The organism is Pisciglobus halotolerans, from assembly GCF_900113675.1.
GTDB classification, from domain to species: Bacteria; Bacillota; Bacilli; order Lactobacillales; family Carnobacteriaceae; genus Pisciglobus; species Pisciglobus halotolerans.
Genome location: NZ_FOQE01000007.1, coordinates 55,063 through 74,174 on the forward strand (window position 1 = coordinate 55,063; position 19,112 = coordinate 74,174).

At 39.7% G+C, this 19,112-nt stretch carries 16 protein-coding genes; 3 read left to right on the forward strand and 13 right to left on the reverse strand.

The features are described 5' to 3' along the window. Nucleotides 1-30 precede the first annotated feature (30 nt). The 3 genes from BM057_RS03975 to BM057_RS03985 form a co-directional block, all read right to left on the reverse strand. Nucleotides 31-732, reverse strand: a complete 702-nt coding sequence (locus BM057_RS03975; protein ID WP_047390732.1) for a ComF family protein — start codon at nt 730-732, stop codon at nt 31-33. Then, nucleotides 729-2,066: an ATP-dependent helicase ComFA gene (locus BM057_RS03980; RefSeq protein WP_092091635.1), complete on the reverse strand. Its 1,338-nt coding sequence runs from the start codon at nt 2,064-2,066 to the stop codon at nt 729-731. Before BM057_RS03980 ends, BM057_RS03975 begins: the two co-directional genes overlap by 4 nt. A gap of 131 nt (nt 2,067-2,197) precedes the next feature. Continuing rightward, the gene (locus BM057_RS03985; RefSeq protein ID WP_092091637.1) at nt 2,198-3,232 is read right to left on the reverse strand and encodes an LCP family glycopolymer transferase; all 1,035 of its coding nucleotides are present in this window, start codon (nt 3,230-3,232) and stop codon (nt 2,198-2,200) included. 187 nt (nt 3,233-3,419) lie between these two features. Here BM057_RS03985 and BM057_RS03990 point away from each other — a divergent pair, with 187 nt between their 5' ends. Further along, nucleotides 3,420-4,499 carry a glycosyltransferase family 4 protein gene (locus BM057_RS03990; protein WP_047390821.1) on the forward strand — a complete coding sequence of 360 codons (1,080 nt, stop codon included), beginning with the start codon at nt 3,420-3,422 and terminating at the stop codon, nt 4,497-4,499. A 274-nt stretch (nt 4,500-4,773) separates the two neighbouring features. On the opposite strand, the gene BM057_RS03995 is transcribed toward BM057_RS03990, so the two are convergent. Together BM057_RS03995 and BM057_RS04000 are read right to left on the reverse strand one after the other, a co-directional pair. Then, on the reverse strand, nt 4,774-5,841 hold the full coding sequence (locus BM057_RS03995) for an LCP family protein (RefSeq protein WP_047390735.1): 1,068 nt from the start codon (nt 5,839-5,841) through the stop codon (nt 4,774-4,776). Nucleotides 5,842-5,994: 153 nt separating this feature from the next. Then, the gene (locus tag BM057_RS04000) at nt 5,995-6,633 is read right to left on the reverse strand and encodes a YigZ family protein (RefSeq protein ID WP_092091640.1); all 639 of its coding nucleotides are present in this window, start codon (nt 6,631-6,633) and stop codon (nt 5,995-5,997) included. 332 nt (nt 6,634-6,965) lie between these two features. Here BM057_RS04000 and BM057_RS04005 point away from each other — a divergent pair, with 332 nt between their 5' ends. Then, nucleotides 6,966-7,814, forward strand: coding sequence for a DegV family protein (locus tag BM057_RS04005; RefSeq protein WP_047390737.1), 849 nt, complete (start codon nt 6,966-6,968; stop codon nt 7,812-7,814). Nucleotides 7,815-8,062: 248 nt separating this feature from the next. Here the strand turns inward: BM057_RS04005 and BM057_RS04010 are convergent, their stop codons facing one another. The 8 genes from BM057_RS04010 to BM057_RS04040 form a co-directional block, all read right to left on the reverse strand. Beyond that, nucleotides 8,063-8,779: a GntR family transcriptional regulator gene (locus tag BM057_RS04010; RefSeq protein ID WP_092091641.1), complete on the reverse strand. Its 717-nt coding sequence runs from the start codon at nt 8,777-8,779 to the stop codon at nt 8,063-8,065. 13 nt (nt 8,780-8,792) lie between these two features. Next, nucleotides 8,793-9,494, reverse strand: a complete 702-nt coding sequence (gene nagB, locus BM057_RS11635) for a glucosamine-6-phosphate deaminase (RefSeq protein WP_177186168.1) — start codon at nt 9,492-9,494, stop codon at nt 8,793-8,795. An 18-nt stretch (nt 9,495-9,512) separates the two neighbouring features. Continuing rightward, nucleotides 9,513-10,652, reverse strand: a complete 1,140-nt coding sequence (gene nagA / locus BM057_RS11640) for an N-acetylglucosamine-6-phosphate deacetylase (protein WP_047390743.1) — start codon at nt 10,650-10,652, stop codon at nt 9,513-9,515. An 87-nt stretch (nt 10,653-10,739) separates the two neighbouring features. Further along, complete coding sequence (locus BM057_RS04020; protein WP_245741793.1) at nt 10,740-12,596, reverse strand: LTA synthase family protein; 1,857 nt, start codon at nt 12,594-12,596, stop codon at nt 10,740-10,742. A gap of 189 nt (nt 12,597-12,785) precedes the next feature. Beyond that, entirely contained in the window at nt 12,786-13,613 is an 828-nt protein-coding gene (nadE, locus tag BM057_RS04025; protein ID WP_092091645.1) for an ammonia-dependent NAD(+) synthetase, read from the reverse strand. Nucleotides 13,614-13,646: 33 nt separating this feature from the next. Further along, a complete protein-coding gene (locus tag BM057_RS04030; RefSeq protein ID WP_047390746.1) occupies nt 13,647-15,113 on the reverse strand; it encodes a nicotinate phosphoribosyltransferase in 1,467 nt (488 codons plus the stop codon). A gap of 99 nt (nt 15,114-15,212) precedes the next feature. After that, a complete protein-coding gene (locus BM057_RS04035; RefSeq protein WP_047390748.1) occupies nt 15,213-15,482 on the reverse strand; it encodes a DUF3006 domain-containing protein in 270 nt (89 codons plus the stop codon). Beyond that, the gene (locus tag BM057_RS04040) at nt 15,483-16,751 is read right to left on the reverse strand and encodes an MBL fold metallo-hydrolase (protein ID WP_047390749.1); all 1,269 of its coding nucleotides are present in this window, start codon (nt 16,749-16,751) and stop codon (nt 15,483-15,485) included. Nucleotides 16,752-17,100: 349 nt separating this feature from the next. On the opposite strand from BM057_RS04040, the gene BM057_RS04045 reads away from it, so the two are divergent. After that, a complete protein-coding gene (locus BM057_RS04045; RefSeq protein ID WP_092091647.1) occupies nt 17,101-19,065 on the forward strand; it encodes an ABC-F family ATP-binding cassette domain-containing protein in 1,965 nt (654 codons plus the stop codon). Nucleotides 19,066-19,112 lie beyond the last annotated feature (47 nt).

Here is a 19,112-nt window from a genome sequence, read left to right on the forward strand (position 1 = left end):
GCTACATCTTTTCCCTTTTTATTTTTGCTGTTAACGAGCTAATGTGATGGTCTCTACAGAACGAGCGCCATTCTTTAATAAACAGTCCGCACCATGAAACAACGTACGGCCAGTTGTATAAACATCATCAACTAAAAGAATGTCTTTGCCTTCGATGAATTCTTTTTCTGCTTCTTTTATTTGGAAAGGCTGACGCGTTTCCATTCTTTGTTTTCGATCTTTTTTAGATTGCTTTTCTCCCATAGATGTATTGACCATGATATCTAGGTAAGGTTGTCTTGCTGCATCTAGCAATCCAGTGACTTGATTAAAACCTCTAGTCGCAAGGCTTCGTTGGCTAACCGGTACAGGGACAACCCCTTTTGCAGCAACTTCCTTTCTTTTCAACAACTGTTGGAGAGGCTCTGCAAAAATCAGATTCAGCCGATAGTCCCCTTTAAATTTATACGCTTCGATCATTTCTTTTATCAAACCTGTATATTGAAACAGTGCTTCGTTGTGGAACGCATAGGAAGGATACATCAACTTCCACCTCTGGCAATCCGGACAAGGTTCTTTTTCTTGCCATAGACGCCCGCAGCCTTTACAAACTGGCTGCTGTTCTAGCGGCTGTAACTGTGAAAGACAATCCGGACACAAAATCGGCGATTGGATCGGTTTTAATAAAAGCAATTCGCGAAGTTGCAATGTATGTCCAATTTCTTTATGGCACCACAAACAATGAGCTGTCATTTGATCAACCCTCTTTTCTTTGCTAATCGATTCATCGACAGGATTTGCTGTCTTGCATGGATCATCTCTTTTGTTCGACCGTGATGTAAATAAAGAACCAATCCTTCAGGGTAATCTTTGTGCCGCCCTGCTCTTCCCGCGATTTGTACGAGCGCAGCTTCTGTAAATGTTCGATCTTCTGCTCCCAGTACAAGTACATCAATATCGCGAAAAGTGACGCCTCTTTCTAAAATAGTAGTGGTCAGCAGGCAATCTAGTTTCTCATCACGCATCGCTTGTACTTTTTCACGACGTTTCTCATCTGCAGCAAAAACGCTGGCGAATGATAGATCAGGCAGCCATTCCTGCAGACAAACTTCCAATTGCTGCATTAAATGAATATTTGGAACAAACAATAAAAAACGCCGCTTGTTACTCAAGAGCTGACAGATCAAACGATAAAGCTGTCCTTTTTGTTTCTTTTGTATCATTTCCTGCCAATTCCCGATCCATCTCAAGACAGGGACCGGCAGGATAAAGCCATGGTAACGAGCCGGCAAAATCGTAGCTAACAAACGCTTTTTAGCTACTGCTGCCTGCAATTGTTTATTAGGTGTAGCTGATAAATAAATCAAGGCAGCAGTCTTCTTTTTCGCCTTATTTGCTGCAAACTGCAGTGTTTGATCAAGATAGAAGGGAAAAGCATCCACCTCATCAATGATCAATACATCAAATGCTTCCTTGAATCGCAAAAGCTGGTGAGTAGTAGCAATCACCAATTGCGTATAGCGATAATCTTCTTCCATTGCGCCATGCAGTACAGCCAGCCGCACACTTGCAAAAGCTTTTTGTAAACGAGGTCCCAATTCCAAACAAACATCTACACGCGGAGAAGCAATACACAATCTTTTTTTCTGTTGCAAAGCCAAAGCGATCCCTTGAAACAACATTTCTGTTTTTCCTGCTCCAGTCACTGCCCATATCAAACGTGTCTCCTTTCTTTCGATGGTTGCGACAATATCATCTGAAGCTGCTTGCTGCTGTTTTGACAAGGTGCCTGTCCACGTTAAAATAGGCTCAGGCATCATAGGGAACTGGTTTGTTTCCGGCAAATGATAAAGTGTACTGCAGCTTTTTACTTTTCCCATCTGAAGACAGTTCGTGCAGTAAAAACAATTCTCCCCACACGTACAAGCTGTTCGTGCACGATGCTTTTTTTGATTCGAGCCGCAGCGGTTACAAGTTATCGCTTGATCATTTATGGTGAAACCTGGTCTTTTTTCAGCCGCTGTCAACGATGTCGGCGAGTTTTTCAGTTCTTCCAGCAGTAATTCCCTTCCGATCAGTTCTTCCATAGTGCGCTCCTTTGCCTTGTCTTTTTTTGCTTTTCTTATAGCAAATATACGCAAAAAAACCGACAATCGTTTTTCGCTGTCGGTTTTTTCTCTATTTTGAGCTGAAATTTTTCCATATTTGAAACAACATTTTATTCGCTTGTTGCACTGCTTGTTTCCATACTGTCTGTTTCACTGCTGTCGATCGCATTTGGTTCTAGTTCTAAGTGACGTCGCAATTCTGCTGAAACGGCTGCTTTTTTGTCCTCATTCGGTTTCCAAACATAAACTTCTTGTCCATAAGATGGAAAATAGATCCGGTCTTCCTCACCTTCCAGCACTAAACTAGTGATTTTGTTCGCTGCTGAAGCATAGTTCGTTCCTAAAATCCAAATTTCTCTTCCAGAAAGGTTAGTCGTCAGATTAGGAGCGATCGCATTAAAGATACGATTGAAATTTGTTAAGCTGGAGATCGATATGATTTCATCGATGATCGCTTCGATCACTTGCCGTTGACGTTCTTGTCTTCCCCAGTCTCCGCGCGGGTCTTGCTTACGCATACGGGCATAGCCTAAAGCCTTCTCACCATCCATATGTTGAACGCCTTTTTTGACTTGAATAGCATTGCTATGTTCATTACTATCTTGAACAGTAAAATCAAGAGGTGAATCAATCGTGATCCCGCCAATAGCATTGACTAGGTCGACCATGCCTTGAAAGTTGATTTTAGCATAATAGTTGATCGGAATATCTAAGTAGTCTTCAACGGTTTCAACGACATAGGGAATACCGTCATAGGCATATGTCGCATTAATTTTATCCAATTCTCCTGATTTAGGCAATTCGATCAACGTATCTCGAGGAATAGACAACAATTTTACATCATTCGTATTGGGATTGATCGTAGCCACAAGAATCGTATCTGCACGTCCTTTGTCTCCTGGCCTTTCATCTACTCCAAGCAATAAAATCGAAAAAGGTTCTTTGTTTTCAATGACCACTTGATCTGTTTCATTAGTACCTTTGTTTGGCAGATCATCACCTTGGATCTGGTTAAAAAAGTGATTAGCAGAAAAGAAAACGTATCCTATGTAAAGTCCAATCCCCAATAATACTACAAGGATGGATGAGAGAATCAGAAATTTTCTACTTTTTTTATTTTTCATTTGCCGTCGCTCAGTTCTCATATGTTTAGCTCCTCATCAGCGTTTTCAATGTTTTCGTCTCATCTTCTATTCTTTCATATTTTACGTTATCCATCTACCTAATGCAATTGTATTTCGTTTATATAGTTTGTATAATGAGAATATTAAATAAAGCAGTCGTTAAAAATAGCTGCTTTCTGTTATAAGGATGGATTAAGAAATGTATGATATGTTTCGTGTTTTACTGACCTGTATTGCGGCTGCCTTGTTTACTTTATTTTTGACGCCAGTTATTAAAAAACTAGCTGTGCGTGTCAAAGCTGTAGACAATCCAAATGAAAGAAGGATCAATAAACGGCCAGTGCCCACTTTAGGCGGACTAGCTATTTTCACCTCTTTCTTTTTTTCGATCTTTTTTTTGCTTCCCATTCCGAATGAAGAAATATGGCCGGTGTTTGCTGCTTCACTCGTGGTCATTCTTACTGGTATCATCGATGATATTAAAGAATTAACACCAAAATGGAAAACTGTAGGAGTCGTGATCGCTTCTCTGATTATTTACTACAGCAGCGGAATCAAACTGGATATGTTGAATCTTCCTTATCTTGATCCGATCTATTTCGGCGGCTTTAGCTTGCCACTAACGATTTTTTGGATTTTAGCCATTACCAATGCTGTGAACTTGATCGATGGATTAGACGGGCTGGCAACAGGCGTTTCGATTATTGCACTCCTAACGATGGGAACGATCGGTTATTTCTTTTTGACGGTTGACAGCATCGTTGTCCCGATCATGATTTTTGTTTTGGTAGGAAGTCTTGCAGGCTTTATGCCTTATAATTTTTTTCCTGCTAGCATCTTTCTAGGTGATACAGGCGCTTTATTTATCGGTTTTATGATCTCCATCCTTTCTTTACAAGGATTGAAAAATGCCACTTTGATTACTTTTATCATTCCAATTGTGATCTTGGGCATTCCGATCACAGATACCTTATATGCCATCATCCGACGAAAGATGAATAAACAGCCGATTGCTACTGCAGATAAGCTGCATATCCACCACCGTTTGATGTCTTTTGGATTAACTCACCGTCAAACTGTTCTAGCCATCTATTGTTTGGCCGCTATTTTTTCAGTTATCGCACTCCTTTATCCTATTTCTACATTTTGGGGTTCACTACTGTTGACGATCGGTCTCTTACTGGGGTTAGAACTTTTTGTAGAAATCATTGGTTTGACTGGTCCAGACCGTCAGCCGCTTTTAAAAAGACTGAAGATCTTTGCTAAAAAATTGAACCGCAAGCGGTAAGATAAATATTCGTTACAGTACTTAAACTTAAAAAGGTTCTTCTTCTTTTAACGTTGGTAAAGAAATTTCCTACGGTCGATGGGCTACTGAAATTTCTAGAAATAGGATTCTAACGAGTTTAGCATTAAAAAAAATGATATTTTACAGACTAACGTTAAATATTGTAGAACCCTTAAAAAGACATTTTCGCTGACGAACGATTACTTCTTCGTCGACGAAAATGTCTTTTTGACGGTTTATTTTTTATTTTTAGGACCTTTTGCTATGTTGCATCCTAGTTATATTGATTAGCGTACTCAGTTTGATAATTGGTTTGGAACTGATAATCTTCTGCATCTCTTTCATCAGGTTCTTCAAGATCTAAAGCTACTTTAAATTTATGACTGATGTATTCAACACTATCAGGAAAAAGTTCAACCATACTGGCGCCGTTTTTCTTGAAATCTGTCCAATCAAAGATATAAGAATGGAAGGTATAAGCTCCCGTCAATCCAGATTGCGCAACCCCCAGCATGTCATTAAAATGCATATCTGTTCGCATATTGCTGCCGATCACTTCGATCACATCTGCCAGCTTCGTTACTGATCCTACACTTAAAGCTTTCTTAACGATTGCTTGAATGATCTCTTGTTGTCTCTCACCGCGCTTAACATCATTATCGATTTTTCTTGTTCGCGCCAACGCCAATGCCTCTTCACCATTCAATGTTTGATAGCCTTTTTGCAACTCGATCTGGTGCATCTTGCCCTCTGAGTTTTGTTCAGAAATGGCAACGGGTACGTCCATTTCAATCCCTCCCAAAGCATCAATAATGTCTAGGAATGCATCAAAGTTAAACGTTGCATAGTAATGTACCGGCAGATCCAGTAAATTTTCAACCGTCTCGATCGTTGTTTTTTCTTCTCCATACTCATACGCACTGTTGATTTTGTTGTAGTTAAGCACTTGACCATCTTTCACGATTTCTGTATACGTATCACGTGGGATACTCACCATATTCACCTCATGGCTTTTAGGATCAATGGTCAAATAAATTAGGGAATCTGTCCTCGAACTACCCAAATTGCGGTTTTCTGTATCGTCAACTCCCATGACCAATAAAGATATCGTGTCTTTCAACGGGTCTACTTCTATTTCCTTTCCTCTATCGATAGAATGGTAGGATTCTCCAGCGGCATTTTCTGCTGTTGCAAACATCTTTGCAGCATAAACTGCTACAAGCAACAATACCGTAAGGATCGGAATCATGAAACTCAAAATAATTTTCTCTTTTTTAGATTTTTTTCTTTTTGTTCGCCTTCTGCTAGAATGCGCCGGACCTGCTTGCTTATTCTTTTTCACGCTTTTCACCTTTTCAACTAGTTTTGCGTCATGGGACGGAAGATGAATCGAAACTTAACATTTTCTCATTTGTATCAATAAATCTTCGTTCATTTTATCACGAAAAGAAAACGGAAGGTAGAGGTTTTGATAAATGTAAATTTTTTTTAATATTTATTTATCGAAGGGTGTCTCTACATAAATCCATGTATTGGTTTCAAAAACAGCTTGTCCATTTGTCCATTCCGTTACATCATCATAAAAACGATCTGTTCTTCCTTCCTCTATCAAACAGTTAAAAGCTACTTTATCTGTGTATTTAATATCTTTGATCGTATAGGATCTCCCTCTTAAGTTATTCTCCAATTTGCCGCTAAAAGTGTAATCAACAGTGGCTGTTATTTCAAGTTGACGTCTGCCTTCTACTAACCCTACTTCTTCCAATCCAGCGCTGACAGCTCCTCCATAAGCCCGAATCAAACCGCCTGTACCTAGCTTTATTCCGCCAAAGTAGCGAGTGACTACAACAGCTACATTTTTTAGTTCTTTTTTCTTCAGCACTTCCAACATTGGCACGCCAGCTGTTCCTGAAGGCTCTCCATCATCATGTGCACGTTGAATGCCATCTTGTTCTCCGATCAGATAAGCAGAACAATTGTGATTAGCTTTACTGTGCTCTTTTTTTACCTCTGCAATAAAAGCTAAAGCATCTTCTTCGTTTTCTACTCTTTTTAAAGAACAAATAAAACGTGATTTTTTTATTTCCGTTTCGTGTTGCCCATCTTTTCGGATCGTTCGATAATACTGTAACATCGTCTCACCTTTTCTTCTTGATCTAACCATCTTTCGTTTAGTTGAATACTTCTTTAGTGTACAAAAGAAATGCTGATCAAACAACTCTCTATATAGCTTATCCGATAGCCAAGCTCATTCTTGGCTTTTATCACAAAAATACAGAACCTATCGATGATTGTTCTGCTGATTTCCTCTACATGACCACCTAGTTTCCAACCCTAGATTCCTTTAAAACTCGCTTAATTTTATTTTTGTTTATCTTTTTATCCTTGCATAATGTGGTATAATCTTAAACTATGGCACCCTTGTCTGTTTTTATGATGAGGGAAGAATAGATAGGAGGCAAGAAATTGACTATTGCTATCGTAACAGACAGTACTGCCTATTTGACAGACGAACAGTATAGAGAACATCACATTTATCGATTACCCCTTTCTGTCATTATTGACGGAAAAGTATTAAAAGAGGAAGAAGAAATAAACAGCACAGATTTCTTTGATCAAATTCGTGACGATAAGGATCTCCCTACTAGCTCACAACCAACAATAGGCGAAATAGAGTCATTATTTCATCAACTTTCAAAAGACTATGACGCAGTGATCAGTATCCATTTATCCAGCAAAATCAGCGGGACTTATCAAACAGTGTCCAGTATTTCTCACTATACGGAAGATATTGCGGTTTATCCTTATGATTCAGGCATTAGTTGTTCTGCTCAAGGATATTTTGCGCTAGAAGCTGCACGTATGGCACAAAATGGAGCTAATGTAGAAGATATTTTTGAACGTTTTGAAGAAATGCAGCAAACATTGCAAGCTTATTTTGTTGTAGATGATTTAAAACACTTGGTAAGAGGCGGACGTTTATCCAACGGTGCTGCTCAGATCGGTACTTTATTAAAAATCAAACCGATCCTTTATTTTGAGCAGAAACAAATTGTGATTTTTGAAAAAATTCGGACAAGTAAAAAAGCGTTGAAACGGATCGAATCTTTGCTTGAAGAAGATGTCGACAAAGGATATCCTATTGTTTCAACGATTATTCATGCTAACGCAGAAGATAAAGCCGTTGAATGGCGCGAACAACTGGAAGCTCGCTTTCCATCTGTAACGTTCAATATCAGCTACTTTGGCCCTGTTATCGGTACTCATTTAGGTGAGGGCGCACTTGGAATGACTTGGGTAAAAGATTTTTCATAATAATTTTGCTATTATTTTATTATTTTCTAAACAAAAAGGAGCCGGGATCATCTCCCGACTCCTTTTTGTTTTGATTTCTCTATATGACTGCTTCATGAACAGACTGAAATCTCGCTTCGTATCCTTGTAGTTGAGCTGCACTCCCCAGAAATTTCCGCCTAACTTATAACATCCGCACAGCCGCTCCGCTGGGTTGCTTGCGTCAGGATTGCGATAGTTTTCGCTTTCTAACCGTGTTTCTCCGCATCCTATTTTTTTCCTTTTTCTAGGTAGAATTCGAATCGGTCGCCTACGTATTGTGTGCGTACGTATTCGAATGGTTCGTCTTTTGTTGAATAGGTGATTTGTTTGAGACGAAGGATTGGGTCGCCACGTTTGATGTCCAAAAACTCAGCGGTCTGTTCGGAAGCTAGCATGGCTGTTACGGTTTGTTCGGCTTTGCCTACTTTTAAATGTTGCTTTTCTTCTAATGTTTTATACAATGAGGCGGTGATTTCTTCTTTTCCTAAAGAAGAAACAAAATGGTAAGGAATGGTCGCCACTTCAAAACAGATGGGCTGTCCATCTGCGTAACGGATTCGTTCCATTCTTAAAACCAGCGTTTCGTCTTTCAGTCTCAATCTTTCTGCTTCACTAGAGCTGGCCGGTTTGACATGATAAGAAATCGTCCTGCTCGTTGGTGTGCGTCCTTGTGATAAGATCGTTTCGGTAAAGCTTTCGATACCTGTCATCTTTTCTTGGACTTTCTGGCTAGAGACATATGTCCCGGAACCTACTCTTCTTTCCAGAATCCCTTCATCTACCAATGTTTGAACAGCTTGTCTCAAAGTCATACGGCTGACTTGGAAAGTTTTTGCCAGGTCTCTTTCGGAAGGGATCCGTTCACCAACTTTCCACTTTTCCTGTTCGATCATTTCTCTTATTTGATTGTGAATTTGGATGTAAATAGGTTTTCCTTTCGCCATGCTTCCACCTCTATTATAATAATGATGCAGCATCCTCATCTAGTAGAATCACAGCGTCCGGATGCTGTTGTAAAACACTTCCTGGCAGATCCTCTGTTACAGGCCCTCCAACTAGTCCTTTCACTGCTTCTGCTTTATTTTCTCCAAAAGCCATCAGAAGAACTTTTTTAGCTCTCATAATGGACTTGATTCCCATTGAATAAGCGTATTTCGGTACATCTTCCTCTTTTTCAAAGTAGCGTTTATTTGAATCGATCGTTGATTGGACCAATTTCACTTTACGTGTCACTGAATCAAATGAAGAACCAGGTTCGTTGAATCCAATATGACCATTTGTTCCGACCCCTAAAATTTGTACATCAATAGGATGTTCTTTCAAAATGCCTTCATAACGAGCGGTTTCTTCTTCCTCGTCAGTTGCCAAACCATCTGGTACATAAGTTTCTTTAAAAGGTTTTTGATTGAATAAATGTTCTTGCATGAAGTAGTGGTAGCTTTGTGGGTCTTCAGGAGCTAAGCCTACATATTCATCAAGATTAACAGATACCATATTTGAAAAGTCTACATCGCTAGCTACCATTATATCATAAAGTTTTTCCGGTGTACTACCTGTTGCCAGACCTAAAACTTCAGCTCCATTTTCCATTTCTTCTTTGATGATCTCAAATGCTTTTTGACTTGCTTCTTCTTTTGTCTTTTTAATGATGACTTCCATTATTACCCCACCTTTTTATTATTTTGTATAAACTGTTTTTCCGTAACTGATCGTTTGTTCAAGCTCTAATTGTCCGTTGAACACAACCATATCTGCATCTTTACCCACTACGATTTCACCTTTTTTAGTCAAGCCAAATTCTTTAGCTTGATTGACAGAGCTCATTTGGACTGCTTCTGACATGCTGCAACCGGTAAACTTTTGAATATTCTTGAAAGCATCTTGGAACTCCAGAACACTTCCAGCCAAGTTGCCTGTTTCCAAACGGGCTTGTTTATCTTTTACGATCACTTTTTGACCGCCCAGTTCGCTCACGCCATCTGGCATGCCTTTTGCCCGCATCGAATCTGTGATCAATTCAATGTGTTCAGGTCCTTTTACTTCATAAGCAATTTTGATCATTTCAGGATCGATGTGGAAACCGTCTGCAATAACTTCAGCATAAATATCATGTTCTAAAAAGGCATGGCCCGTTACTCCAGGTTCTCTATGGTGCAAACCACGCTGTGCATTGTATAAGTGAGTGATGTGTGTTACTTTCGATTCTTTCATTTCTTCACGTGTTGCATTCGTATGACCTGCAGATAAAATAATGTTATTTTCCATACAGTAACGCTCAAAAGCAGTAGCATCACTCGTTTCAGGCGCATAAGTCACAAGACGGATTCGTCCGCCTGTTAATGCGTTCCATTTTTTCATTTTTTCAGCATCTGGTGCAGTGATATATTTTTCAGGTTGAGCACCTTTAAATACAGGTGAAATAAATGGTCCTTCTAAGTGGATCCCTTGAATGACCGGATTTTTTTCTGCTGCTTCCCCTATTGCTGTTAAAGCTTTTTCAATATTTTCATCTGATTGTGTCATTGTTGTAGGAAAGTAAGAGGTGATGCCTTCTTGGAACATGAGCTCAATCATTTCGTTCAATTTATCCGGATCTGCATCCATCGCGTCTATTCCATAACCACCATGTGAATGAACATCAATAAATCCCGGAACCAGTGTTTTCCCTTTTAGATCTTGGATGGTTTCATCGTTTTCTTCCTTGAATTGTGCCATGCTGCCGACTTCTTTTATTTCTTGGTCAAAGCGGACAAATCCATCTTCGATCACTTCTTTTCCAGTGTAGATCGTTACATGCGTAAATACGGTCTGGTTCATACTGTTTCCTCCTTTTATTTTCAACACTCTTATTATAAATGGTATAGACCATAAAAACAACTGGCAACCTTGCTAAAAAAAAGAAATTTATTCGTAAAAATCGGCCTCTTTCGTATATTGTTTCCCTTCCAGCAAGTCATACTGCAGCTCAGAATATTCTTGTAAAAGGACTTGGGTTTCTGGTTTTAGATCCGTGCGCATCTCTTTCAACTCTTCTGTCCCCTTTTCCAAATATCGACCTTTTTCAAAAGCTGGCAAATAAGACTCCAACTGCATTAAAAAAGCCTGATAGGGTGTAACTTTGGCATGAGCAGCTGTTAACACATGATTCATCAAGAAAATCGGACTGATTGTTCCAAAAGAAGCTTTCGTGGTCTCAAAATTTGCATAAACAAAAGCAGGTGTCTGATGCAGTGCCAGTATACTGTTGTTTTCTTTAATGCTTTCTCCATAAAAACCTGGCAGGTGATCGCCCCAAAAAACGATCATTGTTTTTTCATCTAGATGATCAACTGCATTCAAAAATGTTTCGATCGCTTGATCGCTGTAGCGTAGATCTTGAAAGTAGTTGCGTGCCTGTTCATGATCTCCTGAACCGTTGACATCGAAAGAAGTAGAAGGATACTTGCCAAAGTAACCCATGTGATTCTGCATGGTCACTAAATGAATAAAATCCGACTGATCCGTTTCCTTCAAACGATGCAAAACTTCCTGATAAGCAGCGGCATCTGAGATATAGGGATTCTGTTCCTTTTTAGCTGTATAGTTCATCGTGTCTTTGTCTAAAAATGTTTGAAAACCAAAAGCATCATATACTTCAGAACGCTTATACATCGTTGTATCAAAAGGATGGATCGCTGTGGTGGCATAAGAACGCTGAGACAGCAATCGGCTGATATTTGGCAATTTCTGCATTTTGGTCGCGAGTTGAGTATAAGGCGTCGCCACATTCGTAGCCAACGGTTCAATAGAAAAACCAGTCAAAGCTTCGTATTCACTATTGGCTGTTCCGCCGCCATATCCTTCCGCAAAGACATTACCACTGACAGTTTTCTTTTTCAGATCACGTATATAAGGGATCGGATCCTCATTCGCCATTAACCCTTCTAACGCCATCGGATCTGAGAAACTTTCATTCATGATGAAAATCAAGTTGATCCCTTCAAATGTTTGGTCACGTGTTTGATTGATTTTCTCTGCTTCCTGTTGATACTTAGCAACCAACTTTTCCATGGCCTCTTTTGAATAATTGTCTGGTTCTTCAACACTCTTCATCCGTAAGTTATATAAAAACCCGCCTATAAAGCCGTTGTTATAGTAATTCATTTGCTGGCTGTACGGTATCCAATAGGCATACGGATCAAAAGCTGCGCGCACTTTATTCCCTTCTTGATTAAATAAACTAACATACAGCAATAATAGCGAAGTGATAAGAAAAGTACATCCTCTAATGATCCAACGCTTTTCTTTGCGTATTTTTTCGTTTCTCTGAAACTTCTTTTTATACAATACAACCGCTAAGATGACTATCACAATCAACGATGCGCCAACTACCAGTAACCATAAAGGAACCATTTTGACTAAAAAAGAAACTTCAGAGATCATCCTCAGATCAGAAGGATAAAACGGCTCACCTCTTGTTGTCATTTTTTGCCAAGTGATCGTGCCCAACAGCAATGCTAAACCTAAGACCAAAAAAGAACTGGTCCAGCGGCTGCCTAACAGAGCAGTCAGCCAAAGGTAAAAAATAAATAAAATACCCATACTCATCAAAAAAATCTCTGTATGCCATTCAAAAGCAAATAGCCTCGCAATGGAGAAATCTAATTTATTTTGAAACAATTGCAATAAAAAATTCGCTACAAAAGCTGTAACGATTCCTATGACAGCGGTTTTAATTGAATCTAACAAAAGAGACCGTTGTACATGTTTTCGCTCTTTCACTATTTTGATACACCTCTTTAATTAAACTGCCTTTCTTTCCAGAAACAATTGAAGCTTCTCATTGAATCCTTCACTTTGAGAATTACTTCAATAAATAAAGGAGCAGGGTCTCTTATCCCTACTCCTCCCTAAGGTTCTTTCTTTTATACAATTCGATGACCCAGTATCGCTTGTTCTCTTATCTTGATCTTACTTCCAAAATTCATCATAGATCGTGATCGGCATATTGCGTTTATGACGGCTGGACGCATACCATTTCTCAATGACTTTTGCTTCTTCATCGCTGACCTCTTTGCCTTCCAAATAGTTATCGATTGCTTCGTAAGAAACACCTAATGCCATTTCATCAGGCAAGCTTGGACGATCATCTTCTAAATCAGCTGTCGGCACCTTCATATAAAGATCTTCCGGACAATTCAGCTCTTTCAAAAGGGCTCTTCCTTGTCTTTTATTCAATCCAAAAATAGGGTCAATGTCTGTACCGCCATCGCCATACTTTGTATAAAAACCAGTGACAGATTCAGCAGATTGATCAGAACCAGCTACTACACCTGCATAAGCACCAGCGATCGCATATTGCGTGATCATTCGTTGGCGTGCTTTGATATTGCCCTCATTAAAGTCACTGACTAATACACCATCATCTGCCAAGGCTTTCACCATCGCATCAACGGCTTCTTTAATATTGACACGTACGGTACGATCAGCTTGCATAAAATCGATTGCTCGCATGGCATCTTCTTCATCCGCTTGCTCTCCATACGGCAAACGCACGGCAATAAATTGATAAGCCGCATCTTTTGTTTCTTCCCGCATTTCAGTTATCGCCATTTGACACAATTTTCCAACCAGCGTCGAATCTTGACCCCCGCTGATTCCTAATACGATACTTTTGATAAAGGAATGCTTTTTCAAATAGGCTTTGATAAAGTCGACTCTTTTTCTGATTTCTTCTTCAACATCGATAGTAGGTGAAACTTTCATATTCGCTAAAATTTCTTTTTTTAATTCTGTCATGTTCGTTCATCCTCCTATACAATTTGCTTTGTTTTATTTCGTTTCATCTTTGACTTTTTGTCTTGTTTCATGAATGATACGTATTTTATTATCGTATAATTTTTGAGATAAATCAACTGGATAGGGCTCTGGATTCAAGCCTCTCTTGTATTCTTCCCAAAGGCTGGACAAGCTGTCTTGAGCATAATGCTTGATCTCTTCTAAAGTTGGCAATTCATAGACCAGTTTGCCCTCTACAAATATCTCTCTCAATACAGGACGTGCTGTAAAGTTTTTAACTGTTTTGTTAACATACGTATGGACAGGATGGAACATAAACAATTCTTCCTGCTGATCAGGACGTTCATCCCAAAATGTAATGTAGTCTCCTTCTGATTTTCCTTGTTCATTACTCGTGATCCGCCATACTTGTTTTTTACCTGGCGTAGACACTTTTTCAGCATTATTCGTCAGCTTGATCGTATCATGCATCTGACCATCATCATCTTCGATAGAAACAAGCTTATATACACCACCTAATGCTGGCTGTTCATAGGCCGTGATCAGTTTGGTTCCCACGCCCCAGACATCAACTTTGGCGCCTTGCATTTTCAAGTTCAAAATCGTTTTAACGTCCAAATTATTAGAAGCATAGATTTTAGCATTTGGATAGCCCGCTTCATCCAACTTTTTACGAACTTGTTTTGAAATGTAAGCCATATCGCCGCTGTCGATCCGTACACCTAAAAAGTTGATTTTGTCTCCCATTTCATCTGCTACGCGGATAGCATTCGGTACACCAGAACGAAGCGTATCATAAGTATCTACTAAGAAAACACAATCTTTGTGTGATTGGGCATAAGCTTTAAAAGCTTGGTAGTCATCACGATAAGCTTGGACTAAGGCATGGGCATGTGTCCCGCTGACTGGAATACCAAAGATCTTGCCTGCGCGAACATTACTCGTTCCATCTGCCCCCCCAATGTAAGCTGCTCTCGTGCCCCATAAAGCTGCATCCATCTCTTGTGCTCTTCTTGTTCCGAATTCTAATAGTGGATCGCCATCTACGACCGTTCTGAATTCTGAGGTTTTTGTAGCGATCAGCGTTTGAAAATTCACGATATTTAAAATGGCCGTTTCTACCAACTGACAATGAGCAAGCGGTCCTTCAACTTGTATAAACGGTTCATTGGCAAAAACCAATTCTCCTTCTACTGCCGAACGGATCGTTCCTGCGAAGGTAAACTCTTTTAAATAGGTTAGAAAATCTTCTGGATAATCTTGTGTCTCTCTCAAAAAAGCAATATCAGCATCGGTAAAACGCAGGTTTTTAATATAGTTCACGACTCTTTCCAAGCCAGCGAAGATACCATAACCGATCCCAAATGGATTTTCACGATAATAAGCTTCAAATACTGCTTTTTTATCTGCTTTTCCCATTTCCCAATAGGTTTTCATCATATTTATCTGATACATATCCGTATGCAGTGTTTGGCTGTCGTCACGATAAACTTTTGTCATTTTTGCATCTCCTAGCGCTTTTTTATTCTTCCTTATCATATCACAGAAGCAGCTTTTTGACCCGTCATTTAAGTTGTTTTCCGTCTTGCTGCTTCTTGGTCAATCAGATTTTCGTTTAAACTTGCTGCCGGTATTTTTAGCACGCAGCTTTTTAAGTAAAGCAGCAGAAGATTGGGCTTTTTCTTTTGTTAATTTTTCATCGATTCCTTTGATTTTAAAGGTATCTCCTTGTTCTTCAATCGTGAACCAAGTATTTTTGCTGCTTCCTTCAGGCAATATCGAACGAGGAACGACCCATTCTTTTTGAATCTCCTCGATCAGGATCACAGCTTTTTGCTGACTTTCAAACCGATCTAAGACGCCTTTCATTTAGTTTCCTCCTCCTATAGCCGCTTTTCCTTCTTGCTTGATCGCTTCTAATCTAGATGGACCGATCCCCTCGATTTGAAGTAGGTCGTCCAATGACTTGAATGGTCGGTTCTTTACGATCTCCTGAGCTCTTGATGGACCAATATGGACAATCGTCTGCAATTCTTCTATAGAAGCTTGATTAAGATCGACCTGGTCATCCTTGACCTGCTCTTTCTGTTCTTCTGCTCTCGTTTCATTTGATGAAGCAGATGATGCCGCCGTTTTTGATGAGGCATCATTATTTTTAGAAGCAGCAGGCTTAGTTGTCTTGCCGCTCTTTTCTGTTGTCAATTGGTAATCTTTCCCATCTGTCGTAACGGTGATTGTTCCGTCAACGTCTGTTCCATAAAGGGGGATGTGTTGTTGTTTCATCAAAGAAACAACTTCTTGATGCGGATGACCGTAAGAATTATCTTTCCCTGCACTGTAGATGGCTATTTCTGGATCTACTGCATCAATAAAATCTGGATGGCTAGCTGTGTTTGAGCCATGGTGTCCAAGCGACAGAATCTCAGCTTGCAAATCTTCTCCACTTGCGATCATATTCAGTTCGCTTGTTTTACTTGCATCACCTGTAAATAAAAAGTCCGTTTCCCCATAAGAAGCCATCATGGAAAGCGATTCTTCATTGGTTTTTCCAGTTATTTCTTCAGGATATAGAATACGGATTCCCAATGGACCAATATCAAACGTTTCACCCATACGCGGTTCGTAATAGCCGATTCCTTGTTCATCGATTGCCTTTAACGCTTGTTGGTAAGTATCTGATGTGCTCGTATTTCCTGACATCCAAACTTCTTCAACATCAAAGTGGTCAATGATTTTAGCTAGTTGACCGATATGGTCTGCATCAGGATGACTGACGATCACTAAATCCAATTGGTCAATGCCTTGTTTTTGTAAGTAATGGACGACATCATCCTTGTTCCAGTCCCCTGTGTCATATAATATATGGTAAGTTTGGTCTTTATCTGCGAACTCAAATAACGTCGCATCTGCTTGTCCTGCGTCAATATAGTGTACCTGCAGCTGCCCAAGTTCCTGATTCGCTTTTTTCTGTTTCTCTCCAGCAACACTGCTTTCATTCTTTTGTCCATCTGCATGGCTGGCCGCCTTTTCTGTTTGCGGGGCTTTTGATAGCTCCGGATCGGCTGAAGAGGGTGGTTGGCATCCCATTAATGTAAAAGACAGCAGGATCAGACCGATCAGTTGTTTCATTTTTTTCATCTTTCATTCTCTCCTTCATTCTTTTACTAGAATAGCACAAGAAAAAGCACTTTGCAGAAACATTTCCCTTCATTCACAAACCGTCTGCTAATGTGCTAAACTAGGAACAATGGAGCAAGTTGTTGTTTCTAAAAAATAGATGCAATGTGAACAACTGAGTAGTAGGTTTCAGCCGTTACACTTCGTTTGAAGCTTGCACGACTTGAGACACAACTTTCGACTCAAAGCATTCTTACAGCTTTCCATCAGTAGCTCATTGGCTGGAAGAAATTTCTTTACCAATGTTAGAAATGAAGAGACGAAATAAAAAGCACGAAACTGCTTTAACAAAGAACCAAGGGAGACAAAAATGATTTTATTACAAGCGCAACACGTTGCTCGTCATTTTGGAGCAGATGTGTTATTTGAAAACATTTATTTAGAAGTACAAGAACACGCGCGTATTGGTCTTGTGGGTCGCAATGGTGCAGGAAAATCGACGCTGCTAAAAATCATCGCCGGTATCGAACAACCAGATGAAGGCGGTATTTCTAAAAGTAAAGAAGTATCGATCGGTTATTTAGCTCAACATACTGGTCTGGATTCGCAATTAACCATTTGGGAAGAAATGTTGACCGTTTTTGAACCAGTTATCCAACTAGAGAAAAAGATGCGGCACATTGAAGAAAGCTTGGGCGATCCAAAGCTCTTAAACGATCAAGAAGCGTACGCAGCGACACTCAAACAGTATGATCAGCTGCAACATGACTTTAAGGAACAAAATGGTTACGGTTATGAAGCTGAGATCCGTTCTGTTTTGCATGGTTTCCGTTTTTATGAAGAAGACCATGATAAACAAATCGACCAACTTTCTGGTGGTCAAAAGACACGCTTAGCCTTAGCTAAGTTGCTGCTGCAAAAAAAAGATTTGCTGATCTTAGATGAACCGACGAATCACTTGGACATTGAAACCTTAGATTGGCTGGAGGGTTATTTACAAACGTATAGCGGAGCCTTGCTGATCGTTTCGCATGACCGGTATTTTCTAGACAAAGTGATCAATGAAGTTTATGAACTAAGTCGTCAAAAGATGACCCACTTTAAAGGAAACTATAGTAAATATCTTGAATTAAAAGCTGAACAGCTTGAACGTGAATGGAAAGAATTCGAAAAACAACAAAAAGAGATCGCTAAACTGGAAGACTTTGTCAATCGAAACCTCGTTCGAGCGTCCACTACTAAACGAGCGCAAAGCCGTCGAAAACAATTAGAAAAAATGGATCGTTTAGATAAACCTCAAGGTGATGAAAAATCTGCACACTTCAGTTTTGAAACAGCCAAAGAAAGCGGCAATGTTGTTTTAACTGTAGAAGATGCCGCTATCGGTTATGATCAAACCATTCTTTCTGAACCCATCAACTTAGATATTCGCAAAACAGATGCTATTGCTCTAGTCGGACCGAACGGCATCGGTAAATCTACTTTATTGAAATCTTTGTTAGACATGCTGCCGTTGATCAAAGGAAACAAATCCTTTGGCGCTAATGTTGATCCTGGCTATTATGATCAAGAACAAGCTAAGCTGCATTCTAGCAAATCCGTGTTGAGTGAGTTATGGGATGAACACCCTACAACACCTGAAAAAGACATCCGTTCTATTTTAGGAAGCTTTTTATTTTCTGGCGAGGATGTTGAAAAGTCTGTTAATGCCTTAAGCGGCGGCGAAAAAGCACGTCTGGCACTAGCCAAACTTTCTATGAATCAACACAATTTCCTTTTGTTAGATGAACCCACTAACCATCTCGATATTGACAGTAAGGAAGTTTTGGAACATGCGCTGATCGACTTTGAAGGAACGTTGCTTTTTGTGTCGCATGACCGTTACTTCATCAACCGGATCGCCAATAAAGTTGTTGAACTTTCTCCTGAAGGCAGTACCCTTTATCTAGGCGATTACGATTACTATGTTGAGAAAAAAGCTGAGCTGGAAGAATTGAAACGCTTATCAGAAGAGCAAACGAACCAAGCTGAGACGGTAATAAACGAAGAAAAAACAACGCAACCTGCTGCCAATCGATCGATCAATAAAGAAACGCAGAAATTGATGCGTCAACTAACGCGTCGTATCGAAGCTATTGAAGAAGAATTAGCCACTATCGAAGAAGACATCTATTCTCTAGAAACTACCCTTGCAGAACCGGAAATTTATGAAGATCATGTACGTGTTCAAGAACTCAATAAAAAGATCGCAGCGTTGTCAACTGTTCAAGAAACGTTGATGGAAGAATGGGAAGAAAAAAATATTGCGCTGGAAGATCTAAATGAAAGCGAATGATCAAAACCTATCTCTTTGACGATCAAAAAAGCGTCCATAATGGATCT

Bases quoted from the DNA above. Each gene is read 5' to 3' on its own strand.
- BM057_RS04035 (WP_047390748.1), bottom strand. From the start codon at position 15,482: ATGAAAGGCGTCTTAGATCGGTTTGAAAGTCAGCAAAAAGCTGTGATC.
- BM057_RS03980 (WP_092091635.1), bottom strand. From the start codon at position 2,066: ATGGAAGAACTGATCGGAAGGGAATTACTGCTGGAAGAACTGAAAAAC.
- nadE (WP_092091645.1), bottom strand. From the start codon at position 13,613: ATGACAGAATTAAAAAAAGAAATTTTAGCGAATATGAAAGTTTCACCT.
- BM057_RS04030 (WP_047390746.1), bottom strand. From the start codon at position 15,113: ATGACAAAAGTTTATCGTGACGACAGCCAAACACTGCATACGGATATG.
- BM057_RS04040 (WP_047390749.1), bottom strand. From the start codon at position 16,751: ATGAAAAAAATGAAACAACTGATCGGTCTGATCCTGCTGTCTTTTACA.
- nagA (WP_047390743.1), bottom strand. From the start codon at position 10,652: ATGAACCAGACCGTATTTACGCATGTAACGATCTACACTGGAAAAGAA.
- BM057_RS03975 (WP_047390732.1), bottom strand. From the start codon at position 732: ATGACAGCTCATTGTTTGTGGTGCCATAAAGAAATTGGACATACATTG.
- BM057_RS04045 (WP_092091647.1), top strand. From the start codon at position 17,101: ATGATTTTATTACAAGCGCAACACGTTGCTCGTCATTTTGGAGCAGAT.
- nagB (WP_177186168.1), bottom strand. From the start codon at position 9,494: ATGGAAGTCATCATTAAAAAGACAAAAGAAGAAGCAAGTCAAAAAGCA.
- BM057_RS03985 (WP_092091637.1), bottom strand. From the start codon at position 3,232: ATGAGAACTGAGCGACGGCAAATGAAAAATAAAAAAAGTAGAAAATTT.
- BM057_RS04000 (WP_092091640.1), bottom strand. From the start codon at position 6,633: ATGTTACAGTATTATCGAACGATCCGAAAAGATGGGCAACACGAAACG.
- BM057_RS03990 (WP_047390821.1), top strand. From the start codon at position 3,420: ATGTTTCGTGTTTTACTGACCTGTATTGCGGCTGCCTTGTTTACTTTA.
- BM057_RS04010 (WP_092091641.1), bottom strand. From the start codon at position 8,779: ATGGCGAAAGGAAAACCTATTTACATCCAAATTCACAATCAAATAAGA.